Annotated in this window: 16 protein-coding genes and 3 pseudogenes; 9 read left to right on the top strand and 10 right to left on the bottom strand. The window is 67.7% G+C overall.

Translation table 11 applies throughout. The annotated features are described in order from the left end of the window. Window positions 1–236 precede the first annotated feature (236 nt). A complete protein-coding gene (locus tag OG963_RS41315) occupies window positions 237–617 on the top strand; it encodes a hypothetical protein (RefSeq protein ID WP_362277538.1) in 381 nt (126 codons plus the stop codon). A gap of 297 nt (window positions 618–914) precedes the next feature. Here OG963_RS41315 and OG963_RS41320 read toward each other — a convergent pair whose 3' ends face one another. Beyond that, window positions 915–1,994 (bottom strand): SDR family NAD(P)-dependent oxidoreductase, encoded by a 1,080-nt coding sequence (locus tag OG963_RS41320; protein ID WP_371800096.1) that lies wholly within the window; start codon window positions 1,992–1,994, stop codon window positions 915–917. Window positions 1,995–2,523: 529 nt separating this feature from the next. Beyond that, on the bottom strand, window positions 2,524–2,829 hold the full coding sequence (locus OG963_RS41325) for a putative quinol monooxygenase (RefSeq protein WP_371800097.1): 306 nt from the start codon (window positions 2,827–2,829) through the stop codon (window positions 2,524–2,526). Window positions 2,830–2,937: 108 nt separating this feature from the next. Here OG963_RS41325 and OG963_RS41330 point away from each other — a divergent pair, with 108 nt between their 5' ends. Continuing rightward, a complete protein-coding gene (locus OG963_RS41330; protein WP_371800098.1) occupies window positions 2,938–3,501 on the top strand; it encodes a winged helix-turn-helix transcriptional regulator in 564 nt (187 codons plus the stop codon). Window positions 3,502–3,545: 44 nt separating this feature from the next. On the opposite strand, the pseudogene OG963_RS41335 reads toward OG963_RS41330, so the two are convergent. Both OG963_RS41335 and OG963_RS41340 read right to left on the bottom strand, forming a co-directional pair. Further along, window positions 3,546–3,922: pseudogene (locus tag OG963_RS41335) on the bottom strand (helix-turn-helix domain-containing protein); the annotation flags it as partial. Between the two features lie 728 nt (window positions 3,923–4,650). Then, window positions 4,651–5,109, bottom strand: coding sequence for a helix-turn-helix domain-containing protein (locus OG963_RS41340; protein WP_319740420.1), 459 nt, complete (start codon window positions 5,107–5,109; stop codon window positions 4,651–4,653). Between the two features lie 86 nt (window positions 5,110–5,195). Here OG963_RS41340 and OG963_RS41345 point away from each other — a divergent pair, with 86 nt between their 5' ends. The 4 genes from OG963_RS41345 (at window position 5,196) to OG963_RS41360 (ending at window position 8,967) form a co-directional block, all read left to right on the top strand. Continuing rightward, entirely contained in the window at window positions 5,196–5,924 is a 729-nt protein-coding gene (locus OG963_RS41345; RefSeq protein WP_371800099.1) for a DsbA family protein, read from the top strand. 50 nt (window positions 5,925–5,974) lie between these two features. Continuing rightward, a complete protein-coding gene (locus tag OG963_RS41350; protein WP_319740422.1) occupies window positions 5,975–6,631 on the top strand; it encodes an NAD(P)H-dependent oxidoreductase in 657 nt (218 codons plus the stop codon). 144 nt (window positions 6,632–6,775) lie between these two features. Beyond that, a complete protein-coding gene (locus tag OG963_RS41355) occupies window positions 6,776–6,997 on the top strand; it encodes a trypco2 family protein (RefSeq protein WP_319740423.1) in 222 nt (73 codons plus the stop codon). Between the two features lie 680 nt (window positions 6,998–7,677). Then, window positions 7,678–8,967, top strand: a complete 1,290-nt coding sequence (locus OG963_RS41360) for an amidohydrolase family protein (RefSeq protein WP_371800100.1) — start codon at window positions 7,678–7,680, stop codon at window positions 8,965–8,967. Window positions 8,968–9,263: 296 nt separating this feature from the next. Here the strand turns inward: OG963_RS41360 and OG963_RS41365 are convergent. The 3 genes and pseudogenes from OG963_RS41365 to OG963_RS41375 form a co-directional block, all read right to left on the bottom strand. Next, a pseudogene (locus OG963_RS41365) lies at window positions 9,264–9,551 on the bottom strand (IS5/IS1182 family transposase); the annotation flags it as partial. 1 nt (window position 9,552) lies between these two features. After that, the gene (locus tag OG963_RS41370) at window positions 9,553–10,038 is read right to left on the bottom strand and encodes a transposase (protein ID WP_371800101.1); all 486 of its coding nucleotides are present in this window, start codon (window positions 10,036–10,038) and stop codon (window positions 9,553–9,555) included. Continuing rightward, window positions 9,938–10,510 carry an AAA family ATPase gene (locus OG963_RS41375; protein WP_371800357.1) on the bottom strand — a complete coding sequence of 191 codons (573 nt, stop codon included), beginning with the start codon at window positions 10,508–10,510 and terminating at the stop codon, window positions 9,938–9,940. The genes OG963_RS41370 and OG963_RS41375 overlap by 101 nt, the downstream gene beginning before the upstream one ends. Window positions 10,511–10,820: 310 nt before the next feature. On the opposite strand from OG963_RS41375, the pseudogene OG963_RS41380 reads away from it, so the two are divergent. Next, window positions 10,821–10,898 (top strand): annotated as a pseudogene (locus OG963_RS41380) (transposase family protein); the annotation flags it as partial. A gap of 186 nt (window positions 10,899–11,084) precedes the next feature. Here OG963_RS41380 and OG963_RS41385 read toward each other — a convergent pair. Beyond that, entirely contained in the window at window positions 11,085–12,194 is a 1,110-nt protein-coding gene (locus OG963_RS41385; RefSeq protein WP_371800102.1) for a hypothetical protein, read from the bottom strand. A gap of 561 nt (window positions 12,195–12,755) precedes the next feature. On the opposite strand from OG963_RS41385, the gene OG963_RS41390 reads away from it, so the two are divergent. Next, window positions 12,756–13,076, top strand: coding sequence for a hypothetical protein (locus tag OG963_RS41390; protein WP_371800103.1), 321 nt, complete (start codon window positions 12,756–12,758; stop codon window positions 13,074–13,076). 185 nt (window positions 13,077–13,261) lie between these two features. Here OG963_RS41390 and OG963_RS41395 read toward each other — a convergent pair whose 3' ends face one another. Beyond that, window positions 13,262–14,095, bottom strand: a complete 834-nt coding sequence (locus OG963_RS41395) for a hypothetical protein (RefSeq protein WP_371800104.1) — start codon at window positions 14,093–14,095, stop codon at window positions 13,262–13,264. 341 nt (window positions 14,096–14,436) lie between these two features. On the opposite strand from OG963_RS41395, the gene OG963_RS41400 reads away from it, so the two are divergent. After that, the gene (locus tag OG963_RS41400; protein ID WP_371800358.1) at window positions 14,437–14,925 is read left to right on the top strand and encodes a hypothetical protein; all 489 of its coding nucleotides are present in this window, start codon (window positions 14,437–14,439) and stop codon (window positions 14,923–14,925) included. A 255-nt stretch (window positions 14,926–15,180) separates the two neighbouring features. Here the strand turns inward: OG963_RS41400 and OG963_RS41405 are convergent, their stop codons facing one another. Further along, the gene (locus OG963_RS41405; RefSeq protein ID WP_371800105.1) at window positions 15,181–16,386 is read right to left on the bottom strand and encodes an NUDIX domain-containing protein; all 1,206 of its coding nucleotides are present in this window, start codon (window positions 16,384–16,386) and stop codon (window positions 15,181–15,183) included. Window position 16,387 lies beyond the last annotated feature (1 nt).

Below are 16,387 nucleotides of genomic sequence, written 5' to 3' on the forward strand. Positions count from 1 at the left end.
TCCAAGCCCCGGGGGTTGAACGACGTGAGGGACGGGGACGAGCGGGTGGTCGCGCGACGTTCGCCGTGACCATGAAAGGGTGGCCGTCCGCGCGGGTGTCACCGGCCGGAGCGGCGACGACACGGTGAACATGAGGGCAGCCGCTGCGGTTGCCGGTGAGTGGGACGGCGGGGTAGATGCGGCTGTTTTCGGGACCCTGGGGTGAGCTTCGTGTTTTCGCGGACGAGCCTCTTCCGGTGTCTGTGGAGAAGATGGCCGGGGTTCCGGTGCGATTCGGTGCCAGGTTTCGGCCGGCGCTGCTGCGTTTCCCGCAGTGGCCGAAGTGGCCGGATGGTACGTACGTCGCGGTGTGGCCCCGAGACGCTGTCCTGCCTGATTTGGCCGGGCACGCTTCCGCAGGGGTGCAGGAGGATCTGGCGGGCGTGGTACTGGCTGAACTGATGCACCACACCTGCTTCGTCTGCGCTGCCAGGTTCGAGGCGATCCACTTCGAGGCGGCGATCCCAGTACTGGGACGCAACCTTGCCCGGCACCGCTTCGTGAGCGGATGCCCTGCTTGCGGTAGCGATTTCGGTCGATCCCGGATCAGCGGCCTCGCTGTGTCGCAGCTGCCTTGACCACTGCCACCGGCAGGGGCGACGTTCTTCGATGCCATTGCCCGCAGCCATCATTGACGAACACCGGCGGGTGAGTACGCGGGACATCGATGCCCGCGTGCGTGGACAAGCCGTCGACGCGCAAGTCGGACCTCATTGCCCCGTGCCGGCCTGCCTGCATTGCTTCGGGATGAAGAGCGGTCGTGTCACATGAGTGCCAGAACGGGCGGGGACGCACGGGGAATCGGGGTTGATAGGAGTACGTACCACCCGACTCGTGCGGTCGCAGCACAAGGAAGACGGGGGCACTCACTGTGCCTACCAATTGATTTCGGCCGTCAGGAAGGTCTCGTTCTCCGGAGCTTCCTTGCGGGCCCGGAGGACCTGTTCGGCCGGCGCGCCGACCGGTACGCGCAGTGGGGGGTCGGTCTGCTCGATGGTGTCGGCCACCGTGGCGGCCACCTCCTGCGGGGTGACGGATTCGCCCCGCAGGACATCGAGTGCCTTGTACAGCGGGGCGTAGGGGTCGTTCTCCTCCAAGAACACCTTGGCGCGTTCGGCGCCGCCAGAGGAGACGACACCAGGTTGCACGATGCTCACCTTGATGCCGAAGTGGCCTGTCTCAATGGCGAGGGTCTCGGCGAGTGCCTCAAGCGCCCATTTGCTGGCACCGTAGGGGCCGATCAACGGGAGTACCAGTCGTCCCTGGATGCTGGAGACGAACACGAGGTGTCCCGCTCCCTTCTGGCGCATCGCCGGAAGCAAGCCCTGCGCCACCCGCAGGGCACCCAGGGTGTTGAGTTGGAAGAGCCGCTCGACTTCCGAGAGCGGGACGCTCTCCAGGGGCGCTCGAACGGTCTCACCGGCATTGTTGATGAGTACATCGATGTCGCCGGCATCCTGGATGGCCTGGTCGACACTTTCCTGAACAGTGACATCAAGGCGCAGGCGCTGGTCGACAGGCAGGTCAGCCAGTGTTTCCGGACGACGCGCGGTGGCGATCACGCGGTGGCCCCGGCCGGACAGTTCGATGGCGATGGCTCGGCCGATGCCCTTGGACGCGCCGGTGATCAGTACGGACGACATGGTGGTACTCCTCGTTGACGTGTTGGTGTTCTCCGGCTGGGTGTGGCGGTGGGGTGGTCGCGGTTCACGAGGTCCGACCCGCACGAGCAGCTTGCCTGCGTCTGTGCCGTCGACGAGCTTGCGGAGCGCCGCTGGGGACGGGGTCAGCCCTTCGATCATGTGCTTGCGGCTGTGGGGCTTGCCACCTCGCAGAAGTGGCAGGAGGTTGGCTTCGATCACGTCGAAGCGGGCCCGGTGGTCCAACTCGATGAATCGCCGCAGCTGGACCCTGTTGATCGGCAGGTGAAGCCAGTTGTGCAGGGGCGGGGCCACGGCCTCCGTCGTATCGGGAGATCGCAACGCACAGGAGCACGCGAGCGTCGGCTGTCAGGTGCGGCAGCAGATGGTCGAGCATCGCCTCGCCGACGTTGCCGAAGATCACGCCGACTCCGTCGCGGGTACGCACCGGACCCACCCTTCTTGTGGCAGGTGACGCAGTCCTCGGCGCCGATCTCCCGCACCCATTCACATGGGGCCGGCGTTCCGGCGCCGCCGATCACCTGTGCGCCTGCAGCGACCGCCGGTGGAACGCATCCTCGTAGCGCGCAGGACGCCTTCCTGCAGCGGACCGACCGACGGGTGTGTCAGGGCGCTGCGCCACGACGCAGCGGCAGGTTCGCCTCAGAGGTTCGGGCACGCCTGCCTCTCAGCTTCCTGTCTCGCCGACCCTTGGCGAGAGCGTGCGCCCCTCGCATATGGACGCGGGTCGGTCAGGGCCGCGACGGCTGGCTGGCCTGCGGGCCTGCCTCACTCCCGGCGGTGTTACCGGCAGCCGCATCGATCTCGTGCCGCCCGCAGCAGTTCAAGCGCCTGCCTTGTCGCCGATGAGGTTTCCCTTCATCAGCCACGTCGGCCCCTGTGCGTAGGTGCCGGCTTCGGCGAAGAATGCGGCGAAGTAGGGGCCGCCGGCGTGGGCGCTGAACGCGTCGACGTCGGCGTAGGCCTCGTTCAGGTAGAAGAGGTCCGGGTTCTCCTCGTCCGCGAGGACCTCGAACCGCAGGGAACCGGGCTCGTTCGCCAGGGATTCCCGCGCTGTCTGCTGGGCTGCTCGAACGAAGTCGTCGCGGTGTTCAGGTGGGACGGTGAAGGAAACAAGGAACTGGTACATGGGGTGGCCTCCTCAGCCTCGAGAGGGCAGTTCACTGACTGAACTCTCCTGGTGAAACGGTAACACGGGGTGGTTCAATGAGTGAACTGGGCGGGTAGAATTCAAGGTATGACACTCCCCAGCACCTACGCGGACACCAACTGCTCGCTGGCGCGAAGCCTGGAGATCATCGGAGAGCGGTGGACGCTCATGATCATCCGCGACGCGTTCTTCGGGCTGCGCCGGTTCGGCGACTTCGCCGCTCAGCTGAAGATCCCGCGAGCCGTCCTGGCCAATCGGCTGAAGTCCCTTGTGCATGAAGGCGTGCTCATCCGCGTCGAGGACGCGACCGCGGGCGTCGAGTACAGACTGACCGACAAGGGCGTCGAGCTGTGGCCGATCGTGCACGCTCTGATGAACTGGGGGGACGAGTTCTACTCGCCCACAGGAGCCAAACGCGCTCTGCGTCACGATCGGGACGGCGGCCCCCTCGACCGCGAGGGGCGCTGTCAGGAGTGCGGTTCGCTCGTCCCGGTCCCGCAGATCCGCATCGAGCCCGGACCTGGATTCGATCCGGCGGGCGCCGATGACGATCCCCTGTCCCACGCGATCAACACACCTCGACGACTCCTGGAACCGATCGTGACACCGCGCACACGCTCAGCCGAAGAGAGTGACCTCAGCGCGGCGTGAACCGGGGCCGGCCAGGCGGTCGGCCAGGCCGGAGGAACAGTGCACGCCTCACGGCCGATGCGGATCACCCGGCCGTGGGCGGGTGTAGGCAGCCGGGCTTCCGGATCGACCAGCGGGTGAAGGGGTGACCTGCGCTTGGTCGCGCGAGTGCTGGGCGTCGCGCCGACGAAGTCCTCGTCATCGGAATTGTGCCGGCCGGGACGGTCTCCCGCCCGGCGAGGGGCGAGACATGGCCGGACCGATCTCGTGGTTGAGCACACCGCTCACCGTGTCCTCGTCGGCCCCTACCAACTGCGCGATGACCGGGACGCGATCCCTCCGGCCGGCCCCAGGAGTATCACCGCACGCCGCTCACGCGCCAAACTGGTACGCGCGCGAACTGCTGCGGCTACCACCACTCCGGGTCAGTTGGTCTGCACACACGGACAGGCTCAGCCGCCGCACCTCGACCGGGCGGATCGGCCGTCACCGCACATCCAACGGCGCCGCCCACCACAACCCGGCGAACCTATGCGGTCACAGCACGAGATACGCCTCAAGCCACGCGGAGGGATCCCGCGGTACGTGCGACGGATCCGCGGGGCCACGCGAGTGCCGTTCTGTCAGGGCACCCATACCGACCGTACGGGCAACCAACAGTGACTGCCCGTCGACATCACCCGGAGAGCACGCACCCGCCTGCCAGAACTCCTCTCCGGCTGCTCTCGGGGGCGTCAGCGGCCGTGGGGTTTCGTGGTCAGTGGACCCGCGGTCCGGCGTCGGTGACGCGCACCGGTTCGGCCAGGCCACCCGGGGGCCCGCCCTTGAAGACGACCGCTCCTGGTCCCATATCGGTGAGCCTGAGATGCGGAAGTCGTAGTGGTTCTCCCTCTGCGGCATCGGTGCCACCTTGGACATCAGCCTCCGACGCGTGATCGGCGAATGTGTCGTCCTTACGGCCAAGTCGCCCAATCACTCGAGGCTTTGGTGGGCGCCCGCATAACCGACGCGCACGCTGCGTGATGGGTGGCGTGCGCTGTGCGCGCAGCGGTCATCCACCTTTCGACGCGTGCATCACCGCTCGCCACGACCCGTCGGCCCTGAGGGGGTGGTCGTGCGCCCTGAGATCTTGCGGCGTCGCTTCTCAGCGGTTGCTCGTGTGGTGGGTGCCTATGCGTTTCGCGTGTCGTATGTGCGCTGGTGGTGGCGGATCTCGTCGTGCCGGTCGGCGGACCAGGCTGCCAGCTCCAGCACGGTGGTGAGGAGCGAGTTCCCGAGCCCGGTCAGGGAGTATTCGACGCGGGGCGGGACCTCCGCGTATGCGGTGCGATCGACAAGTCCGCTGCGCTGGAGCCGCTTGAGGGTGAGGGTGAGCATGCGCTGGGAGATGCCGGGGATGGCGCAGGCCAGGTCGGAGTAGCGCACGGGTCCGTCGGAGAGGGTGCCGACGATCAGCACACTCCACTTGTCGCCGACCAGGTCGAGGATCTCGCGGATGAAGTCGGCGTCCTGGTCGCTCCAGTGTGCGCACGGTCCGGGGACGCGGCGCACATTCGTCCGCACGTTCGTGCGCCCCCGACTCACTTCGTTGTCGACGGCCACGGTGACCAGCCCTTTCCGGTAACTCACGCACATAGATGTGCCTTTTGTATCGATGGTCATCCTAATGCACAGTGTGGTTACGAACAGATAGTGAGTTTCGAGAGAGGTCCACCATGAAGATCGAGTTCTGGGCGGACATCGTCTGCCCGTACTGCGGGCTGATGGACAACCGTCTCCGGCTGGCTCTCGAGCGTTTCGAGTACGCCGGCGACGTCGAGGTCACCCACCGCTCCTTCCAGATTCACCCCGACCTGCCGCGCGAGGGTGTCACCCAGCGGCAGCTGCTGGAGATGTACGGCATTCCCGCCTCGGATGCAGAGGGGATCTTCGCCCCGATCGAGGCTGCCGCCCGCGCGGAGGGGTTGGAGCCCTACCGCGCGCTGGAGCGGACACTGGGCCCGACCGACCTTGCCCACGAGCTGCTCGCCTACGCCACCGACAAGGGGCGGGGCGACGAGGCCTGGACGGCGATGTTCCGCGCCCACTTCGGCGAGGGACGCCGCCTGTGGACCGAGGGCGAGGTGCTCGGCTTCGCCGCCCAGATCGGCCTGGACCGTGCCGACGCCGCAGAGGCCCTGCGCGAGCGGCGCTACCGCGACCGGGTGGCCGCCGACCAGCGCGAAGCGGAGCGACTCGGCGCCGGCGGCACACCGTTCACGGTCCTCGACGGGCGCTACGCCCTGCCCGGCGCAGTCGGCACCGACGAGCTCCTGGCCGCGATGATCACGGTGTGGGAAGCCACCCACCCCGAGCCCCGGCCGCTGCAGGTGCTCGGGGAAGGCCATGTCGAGGGCGCCTGCGGAGTGGACGGCTGCGCCGTCCCGCGCCGTCCCGCCACCTGAACCGTCCCGCTCCGTACCGAACGCCCGACACAACGAAAGAACCCCACCCCATGTCCTACCTGCTGCGCATCGACGCCTCCGCCTCCGGCGCTTCTTCCATCTCCCGCCAGGTCGCCGATTCCTTCACCGCTGCCTGGAGCGGCGACATCGTCAGGCGTGACCTCGCACTCAATCCCGTCGACCACCTCGGCGCCGTCGGCATCACCGCCCGCACCATGCGCGCCGACGAGCACACCCCCGAGCAGAAGGCCACAATCCGGCTTCAGGACGAGCTGGTCCAGGAGTTTCTCGGCGCCGGGGCCTACCTCTTCGCAGTGCCGCTCTACAACTACTCGATCCCCTCGGTCTTCAAAGCGTGGCTGGACCACATCATGGTGGTCGGCAGGACCATCGGCCTGGGCAGCGCGGTTCCCAGCGCGGGCCGCCCCACCCTCATCGTCTCCGCCCGCGGCGGCGGCTACGGCCCCGGCGCACCCCAGCACGGCAAGGACTTCCTGGTCCCCGCGCTGGAGACCATCCTCGGTGATACGAACCTGATGGCGCTGGACGTCCGCGCCATCACACCAGAGCTGACGTACGCCCCCAGCGTGGAGTCGCTCCGGCACCTGGTGCCACAGCACCGCGCCTCACTGGAAAGCGCGCACACCCAGGCGCGCCAGCAGGCCGAGGAGTTCTCCCGCATCACGGCCACCCGGGCAATCGCCTGATCGTTCCGGCCACTCATGAGCCGAGCCCGCCGGACGACACCAATACCCGACTGATCGGCCACCGAGTCGGGTACGGGCCGGTTTCCGGGCAAGGACCCTATAGTTCCCATCAGTTGTTCGGCCGAAGAGACCGAATGTAGGAGCGTGGACATCGAACTGGCCGACTCAGTCACTGGGTTGCGGGACGAGCTGCTGACTGCAGACGCGCGCGGAGCCGGGCAGGACGTGGTGTTCGACGTCGGAACGGTCGAGCTCGAACTCGCCGTTGAGTTGCGCACGGACGCCAAGGCCAAGGCCGGATTCAAGGCTGGGCGGTTTCCGGGGAGCCGAGGCGGAAGTGTCACGGGGGCAGGACACATCGGGTGACTCCCTCGCTGACCTCGCGTCGCGCCGACCGCGGGAACCTGCTGGTGGGGGGCGACTCGCGTCGGCCCGCCGGACCGGGCGACGTGTCCAACCACATCGGACGCTGAGGACCCGGAAGGCCCCGGCGTGCACTGGGACAGGGGTGTGGCGGTCACCGGCTCGCACGGTCCCGGCTCGGGCTACCTCGTCGGCGCGCGCCTCGTGCTGACCGCCGGTCATGTGGGGCGAGCGGAGGGCCGCGCGGTCACGGTGTTCCGACCCGGAGGCCAGCCGGCTGTCCGTGTGGCTCAAGGCGGGGGAACAGATGGCCGGCGATCGCTGTGTCCTGCAGTTGGACAGCCACTCGCCGGGCGGTCAGTCGCCGTGGGGCTGGCTGTCCGGCGTCGCCGTGTTCTGCACTCGTGCTGGCCGAGCATCAACCACCACAATGTCTCGAGCCGGCGCGGTCGCCGTACCGTAAGTGGATCCGTAACCGCGGGTGATCTTCACATCCCGCTCGAGGCATTCGCGGGAGGCCTTGCTGGTTGCGGCGGGAGTCGAGCTGTTCAACTGAGCGGGGGTCGTAGACTCCCTGCGTAGCGAGTGGCTTTTCCGCCGGCGAGGTCGAGGACCTCGGGGGACCTCACGTTGGGTGAACCCCCACTGTCCCGGTTATTCAGGATCCCGTGGGGGAGGACGCCGTGGCCGCGGCAACAACGATTGTGAACGCGAAGGTGTTCGACGGGACGATGTCGCGGGACTGGACTTCGGTCCGGTTCGCTGACGGGCTGATCACTGAGTGCTCGGCGGTCTCGGCCGCCCAAGAAGGCGACGAAGTGATCGACGCGGCTGGCGGGACTGTACTTCCCGGTCTGATCGACGCCCACGTGCACCTCGTTCCCGGCGCCCTCGCCCAATCGTTGACCTTCGGCGTTACCACCGTTCTCGACATGTTCAGCAAACCGGACCTGGTGGCGCTGGCCAAGGAGCAGGCCGGCTCCCGTCCGGACGTGGCCGATGTGCGTTCCTCGGGTGTCGGTGCCACCGCGCCCGGCGGGCACCCGTCGATCATGTATGCCCCGTTCCCGACGTTGACCACCGCTGATCAGGCTGAGCAGTTCGTCGCGGAACGGATCGAGGCGGGCTCGGACTACCTGAAGATCATCTCTGGCATCGGGGGTCTATGGCCGTCGCTGGACTCCGAAACCATCAAGGCACTGGTCACTGCCGCGCATGCCCGCGGCCTGGTCGTCGTCGCTCATGTGAGCTCGGTGGCCGGTGTCGAGGAGGTTGTGTCCGCCGGTGTCGACGTGGTGGCCCACGTTCCCGTGGACGCCGAGCTGGACAAGGCTATGGTCGGACGCATGGCCGAAGCCGGAATCGCGGTCGGCCCGACGTTGGCCACCATCGAGAACACCCTCGGTGAACCAGGTGGCGCGGCAGTGGCAGGTGACCCGCGGCTTGCTGAGCCGCTCGGAGACGGCTGGGCACGCCGGTTGACCTCGAGCGCCTCGGGATGGCGTGGCCGGGAAATGCCGCCCTACTCGCGGGCCGAGGAGAACGTGCGGCGACTGGCCGATGCGGGGGTCACTCTGCTGGCGGGTACCGACGCCCCGAACCCGGGGACCGTGTTCGGAGCAAGCCTGCACCGGGAGCTGGAACTCCTTGTCCGGTGCGGCATCAGCCCGGCGCAGGCCCTGGCCGCCGCCACAACCGAACCGGCACGAGTGTTCGGCCTGGCCGACCGAGGACGTGTCGCGGCCGGGCAGCGCGCGGACCTGGTCCTCGTGTCCGGTAACCCGTTGACGGACATCACCGCAACACGCGCGATCGAGCGGATCTGGCGCGCGGGCACAGCCTGTGATCGACGTGCCTTCGTCGCGAGCGCTGCCGAAGCTGAGCAGCTCGACGCTTTCGACGCCCAGGTCGCCAAGGCCGTGGCGGCTGTACGCGAACGCCGGTCCAACTTCCACCCGAGGAAGGCCCGCTGAACGCGGGTCCCGTAGCTCCTGGACCGCCCAGATGTGGCCGGGCCGCAGCGCCGTCGGAGCCGATGCCCTGATCTATATGGAACTGCCCCCGATCGCGAGGAGGGTACGAAAGCCCGAGCCATAGTCGGCCGGACGCGTCCGCAGACGCTGATCCACCCGTTCTCGGAGCTCTGCGATGGCGTCGGGGCACCCACAAACATGCGCCCGCCCTGGTCGTCCGTCATCGCGCTGTGCACGATCGCCCGGCCGCCTCCAGCACATGCGACGAAGCACGCCGCCAGTTCACCGCGGCCCTCGGGCCCGTCTGACAAATGATCACCTGGCGGCCTCGCGGCGCCAGAGAATCAAGGAAGCCAGACAACTCCGGCACGGTAACGGTCGGCGAGCTCGACGAACCGGGTCGCGAGAGCGCGGAACTGCTTGAGACGGGCCGAGCATCGTTCGACTACGTTGCCGTCGCGGTAGACGACCTCGTCGAAGGTGGGTGGTCTGCCGCCGAGGGCCCCGGGTCGTCGGCGGCTGGCCGCCTGGTCGCGGCGCTCGGGGATCGTGCCGACGATGCTCCGGCGCCGCAGCAGGCGGCGATCAATGATCGGAGTGGCCGGATCGAGCCGTTGATGCCAGCCGATCCGGTTCGTGGGCGACGGTGGGCTGATCACCGGTGGAATCGACGTTGATGTCCCAGGTGATGAGTTCCTTGGCATCCGCCCGGACCTGAAGTTCGGCAAGGATGTTCTGCCAGGTGCCGTCCCGCTGCCAGCGGCGGAACAAGTCGTAGACCCGACCCCAGGGGCCGTACCGCTCCGGAACGTCACGCCACGGGACGCCGGTACGGGTCCGAAACCGTATGCCGTCGATCAGCTGCCGCCTCGTCCATATCGGCGGGCGTCCCAGCTTCGTGCCCCCGGGCAACAACGGTGCCAGCCACTCCCACTGGGTATCCGTCAGATCTCCACGCGCCACCGGGCGATCATCGCAGAGGCTGATCGACTTCGGCCAGACCGGTCGCAGACAGGATCGCCTCGACTGTCTCTTCAACCGTCTGCGCAGCGTTGTCGATCCAGACTCCATGCTGCCCGAGCTCGGAGCGCATCGCCTCATCCAGTGGCGACCAGTCCACGGCCAGTGCCTTCTCCCGAGCCTGGTTGCGCCGCCATGCCTCTGCCGGGCCAGGAGCGAGGACGACGATGTGGAGCGGCACGGCCGCCAGCGTCATGCGGTAGAAGTCAAGGTGGGAACGACGGACCACGACATCATCGAGCACCGGGATGAATCCGGCCCGCACGAAGCTGTCCGCCAGAAGGCACGCGTTGCGGGCCCTCAGGAAAATCTGCCGGTCGGCTTCCGCGTTCGCGTCCGGTGAGGGCCATTGCCCACCGCTGACGATCATCTGCTGGAGCGCGTCCACCTCGATATGGGCCGCCATCCGGAACCGGCCGGCCAGTGCAGCGGCCACCGTCGACTTCCCACTCCCCGGGATGCCGGTCAGCAGGACAGCCCCGGCAGCCGACTCGCGGTCAACGGGCACCAGATCCAAGCTCATACGAGTTCTCCAAGCACAGACGATCAAGACCTTGGGAGAATACGCGCTGCCCCATCACCCGCCCAGTCAGCGACCGCTTGATCCACTTTCGACACACGCCCTAGTCACGAACGACAACGATCGGCCGGAAGAACTGGTCAGCCACGTTTCAAGCAGCCCGTCGGCGATCCTCGCTCGGAGGGTCTGCAGCACCTTCTCGGACAACACGGGCACGGTGCTGCCACCGTCGATCACCCAGGACTCGATCATGAGCACGACGATCTCACGGCCGGATCTGAGAGACAGTGGTCAGCAGCTTGCCGAAGCCGCGCTGGAGGACCGGGTGTTGCTGGTCACGGCCTACTGGCGTACCAATCTGACGTTGCGGCAGCTCGCTCCGCTGTTCGGCGGACGAGCAAGGACCATCGCGATAACCCTGTCCTGAAATTCGATTACGGTCCCAGAAGACGTTGCATTTCCGAGGTCGACCGCCGTTGATCGGCCTCACGGAATTCGTGCCTGATCCGATAACGGCCAGCGGATGTCGACCACTTTGGGAGGCATGAGCGGCTGGCGCCGTTCGCTTGCCAAGCGACTAGAAGAGGCTGGCCGACCTGTCCTGCGTGAGGTTCTTGAGGATCGTGCGCATCCACGGGCTGTCAACGGATGGTAGCCGAACCAAGGTGCGCTGGAACGTTGCCCGGTCGGGCCGGAACAGGTAGTTGGGGCGCGGCGGGAGCGGGTCGTCGCGGAGGACGTCTTGGGGTATGTGGCCCGCAGCGGGAACCGGCAAATACGGCTGGGGAGAGACTAGCCACAGCCACACCCCCAGCGGCAGGGGTACCAGGTATGCCAACGCAGTCGGGCCGGCGGGGGTCCAGGTCTGACCCGTCTGGGGATGGACCGGTACGAGGAGGATGTCGACGTCCGCGTCGGGGGAGGGCTGTCCCGGTCCAGCCAGGACGGCGCGCCGCGTTGGCGAGCTTGCGGGAAGCAGGGCATCGAGCACGCGTTGGAAGACGTCCGCGGTCAGACCGCCCGGGACCTTCACCGGCTGCCCTTTGGAGGCCGCCAGCAGGTGGGCGAGCGCCTGGCCGGCTGCCGCCTCCCATTGCGGACTCCACGACCAGTAGTGGTTCGACCCAAACCGTCCTCCTCCCCACGTGGCAATCGGTTCGAACGGGGGCGTGTTCTCTCGCATCTCTGCCAGCTCCGCCCAGGAGAGCGGCGCAGCGTGGACACCGTCAACAAGGACGCGGCGCACGGCGTCTGAGCTGAGCCGCACTACCTGCCAGAGCGAACAGTCGTCGACCCTGGTCGCCACCGGCAGGTCGCACGCCTCGCAGGACATGTTGGGCCCATCGGCCCCGTCGAGGCCACAGCAGGCACCGCCGCGCTTCTCGGGGATCAGCCGGGTTCCGCGGATATCACCGGGCGCGATGACAATCGCCCCGGGCGCACTGTCGGACAGGTCGTAGCCCGGCGCGTAGATGCCGCGCGCCTCCGCCTTGCCGGGATCCATCTCGTCCCACATCCGCCACGGCCGTCCCCAGAGGTCTGGGTCCACGGCAAACGTCCCTGACTCCATGAGCACCGGAAGCTGGACCCCATTCCCGTATTTCTGACGGGCGTGGGCCGGAAGGGAGACCTGGGACAAGGGAACGGTCAGCTCGGCGTCGCATCTGGCACAGACAAAAATGAACAAAGGCCCCCTCCGCATAGGAAACAGCTGCATCGTCGCAGCTCGGCAGCAGCCGGCCAACGTGTTCTCTCGTCCGCCGTGGGAACGGCACCTGCCACCGTCGCGGAGCGTCAACGCAGCGCGGGCGAATGCGAAACGCTGTCTCCGTCGGCGGCAAGCGGCTCACTCAGTGTTCGAGGCCTCGGTGTGCTGTGGCGCCTTCCGAAGTGGTGAACCGTGCAGTGAACGCAATGACCTGCGATGACGGACCGTGGCACAGTCACCGCATGTCCAACGACATTGCCTATCCAGTCTTCCGTACCCCTGACCTGGCACTCGCCTTGAGCGCCGCCTCACGGAGTTCGGCCGCTGCGGAAAGGCCGAGATTCCCGTGTAAGCCGAGCTCCGTTCCGTCGCCGAGGTGCGGCGGGTGGCGAAGGAGAACTGTCCGTGGGGTGGTTCCGGGGGTAGGGGAGTGCGGGGAGTTCGACGGGGTGCCATTGGAGGACCAGCCCGCACTGGTCGTCGGCGTTCAGGGGCCCGGGTCTGCCGACCGACCCGTCTGCGTACGAAGGGCGGCTGCCGGTGGAGTGCGAGCTGCACGATTTGCCGGTCGGCAGCATCGACGACGTCTTCACGGCGGCGATCGGCCCGAACGTGGGCGAGATCAACAGGGAGGGCCTGTGCTGGCCGGACGCGCCCGAGGTGGGCATTCTCGGCGAGTCCAAGCACGCCGAGGTGACGCTCCTCCTCAACACTCGCACGCGCGAGCTCGACGATGACCACACCGTCCTCGTCCACGTCCGCAGCGTCGGCGTCGACGGCCGGCAGATACGGGAGCCGTGTGCGCACTGGCTCGCCGAGCAGGCGGGGCTCACGGTCATCGGACCCGGGCGGCGGTGCTGAAGCCGGCCAAGCCCTCCCGATGAGTGTCGACGGCGGGCCGTGCCACGCCGAGCTGCGGCATCCGCATCGCGTCCAAGGCCGGTTCGAACGGCGGGGAATCACCCTCTTGCCGGTCGTGATTGAGGTCCAGACTGGCCCGGGTGTGCGTTGAGGCCGGCTCGCAGGTGTGATCTCCGGTGCTGGATTCAGCTACCGGTTGTTCGGGCCGACCGGGGTTGAGTGCGCAGGGCAGGCAGTCGAGCACAGTCTTCAGGTGCAGCCAGGCCCTCGCCGAGGGCCAGGAGCGAGAGGAGCTGCACCGGGCGGCCGGCAGTGGCCGCAGCCTCCAGCTTGTGGTGGCCGTCGAGGAGGAAGTGCGTGAGACCCCAGTGCCGGGAATGGTCGGCCCCCAGGCCGACGGCGGGCTCGCACACGTCCAGCGTCGAGACCGCCACGGCCGTCGGGACCGCTCCCCGGCCCATGAGCTTGACGTAGTCCTCGACGCGCTCCCTCGCGTTCCATGTCGGGGGAACCATGGGCACGACGAACTCATAGAGGTGAGCGGACGCGTCGACTGCGGTCTCGAAGGTCCGGTAGTACGGCGTATGCGGGTACTCCGGCAGGCCCGAGAACTGGTCGAGCCCCCACGTGGCCACCTGCTCGCCGCTGAAGTAGTCGCCTTCCTTGCCGGGGATGACCAGACGGGGCTCCACGCGCAGCAGCACCGGAAGGTACTCGCCCTGCGGCAGCAACGCACCGAACGCATCGATCACGCCACCGTCGCCCGGATCAGCCAGCGCCCCGGTGAGTTGCTCCTGCACGCCCTCCAACGACAACGTCTGCTTCGCGGTTTCCAACCGGCGGAACAGCAACGGGCATGTTCCACACCAGAAGCTGAGCTCGAAGGCAGGCTCCCCGTCGACCACGAGCAACCTGCGCCCCGGCCCGCACCCGCTCTCCCGCTTCTCTGCCTCGAAGTGCAACCGCGCCTCGGGGGCCGGGACGCCGAGCTTGCGCGGCTCACCCAATTTGATCAACACGGACCGACCATATGGGACTCTGCGGTCGGCACCACCGACTACTGAGCGCGAATCCGGCCGGTCGGGCCAAGCAAGGGTCAACTCGCACCAGCTGTGACTGAACGCTGTAATGGGTCCGTGAGCGTCCTACTCGGCCCGGCTGAGCGTTCTGAGTGGCCCGCAGAGCGGCCGTCCCTTAGCCGCTGAAATACGCGGGTCTGCGAGGCCTGAGCACACACTTGGCCAGCCGCCCGCCTACAACGCTCAGTCACAGTTGCCGTGGCTGAGTGTCTCAGTCGGCCGGGTGCGGAGCGAGGAGCGGACGCGGGCCGGGCGTACGGCAGAATCACTCCGTGACGTCCATGGGGATCCTGGCCGAGCTGGAAGCCGGCATGGCAGAGCTTTCCACGCCGATGCGGGTGTACGTGGCGGCCGGTCGGTTCACCGAGCCGGACCCCGGCCTGCCAGAGCTGGCAGCCCGGATCCGCACGCTGCTGGCCATGATCGCGGCGGACGATGCCTGGCGGCGCTTCCTGTCCGGGTACACCCCGCCGTCCGTCCCGGAGATCTGCGCCGCTCTGGAAGCGGTGGAGACCCACGGAGCCGCCTCGTTCCTGGCCCAGGTCGCGGCCGTCGACCTGGTGTGGCCGAGCTACCGGCACCTGCCCGTCGAGACCGCCGAGCGTGCGGCGGACCGGGTGGTGTCCCTGCTCGGATCGACGGCCAGATGGTGGACCAACCACGACGCCGGATGCGGCGCTGTGAACGGACTCACCCCACTGTTCGACAGTCTGCTCGCAGGGACGGACGGTGAGCACTTCACGCTGGCCCTGCAGATCGCCGACGACTGAGCGCCCCGCCCCACGGGAGTGATCATCCGCCTCCAGGAAGCCGATGTTGTCCGTCGTGGTGCTTTTCAGGCGGACTCGCGGCCTCCAGGAGTCCGGGCCGGCCACGTCGGCAGTCTCTGATGCAGCGCTGCCGTGGACGTGGAACGTGGGCGGGTGCGGGCCCAGTCGATCAGCGACCTCTTCGCTTGGGCGGCCAGGTGGGGCAGCGTCTTGACGTAGTCCTCTGGAGAGACCGGATGGGGAGTCCTTGGGGGATCAACGTGCTTCAGGATCCTGGCCTTTGGCCGTGGGGCGGCCGGACGCCTGTTGGGGCGGGGCGTAGGGGGTGAATGCGGCGGGCGGGTGGTCGATGCGGAGTCCGGAGTTCCATGCGGTAAGGATTTGGGCGCTGCACACGAAGAGCCCGTCGGGGAGGTGCTGCGGCGGGTACCAGCGCCAAGCGCTCACGCATTCCCCGGGTTGGTCGGCCGGTTCGCCCTTCCATTCGGTCACGACCGCGGGCACGGTGATCCGCACGACTCCACCCACGGCGTCGAGCAGGGTGCCGAGCAGGATGACGTCATCAGCTCGAGCCCTGAGCCCTGTCTCTTCGCCCAGCTCCCGGACGACTGCTTCCTGCAGTGTCTCGCCCGGCTCCACGCTCCCGCCGGGCAGTTCCCAGGTGCCCCTCCGATGGCGCCCGAGCAGCACTCCTTGCCGACTGTGGACGATCGCTCCGACTCCGAGAGCTGCATGCGCCTCGGGTGGTTGGGAGGTGCGTGGTCGCGAGGAGACGCGAGCGCGCCGACGCACGTGGAACAACCGGTAGGAGACGTGGTCACCGCTTTCGGGCGAGTCGAGGACATCTATGCTCTCGACAAGGAATCCGTGCTCGAGGAGCAGGTGTTCCCACAGCTCTGGAGTAAGCACCCACATCTGCACGGTGAGTTCGCCGCCGCCGGCCAGGCGCAGAATCTCGGGGCGGGCGCTGACAGACGGAGAGGGGCCGTCGCCGAGGCTGTTGGTGTGCAGGGTGGTGAAGCAGAGCTTCCCGTCCGGCTTGAGGGCTGCAGCGAGGACCGGAAGCAGGCGGTGGGGGTCGATGTAGGGGACAGCGCCGATGGAATAGATCACGTCGTACGGTTCCGCGGCCTGCAGATGCTCGACAGCATCGCCGAGGAGCAGTTGCAGCCCGTCCAGCGCACCGTATCGATCGCGTGCGCGTCGGTACTGGTTTGGTGAAGCGTCAATGGCGTCCACGACCGCTCCGTGCTCCCGCACGAGATGCGCGGCGTGCTTCCCGATGCCGGAGCCGAGGTCCAACACACTCTTACCCCGGAGGTCACCCAGAACTTCGACGCCCGGGCCCTCGCCCCAATATCCCCAGTCGATGCTCTCCACATCGGGGATGGGAGTCCCTCGATCGATGTGGTGAGCTCCGTACCGCTCCCACGCCGTGGTGTTCACCTGCTCCGGCCCCATC

It is taken from the genome of Streptomyces sp. NBC_01707, from assembly GCF_041438805.1.
GTDB lineage: Bacteria > Actinomycetota > Actinomycetes > Streptomycetales > Streptomycetaceae > Streptomyces.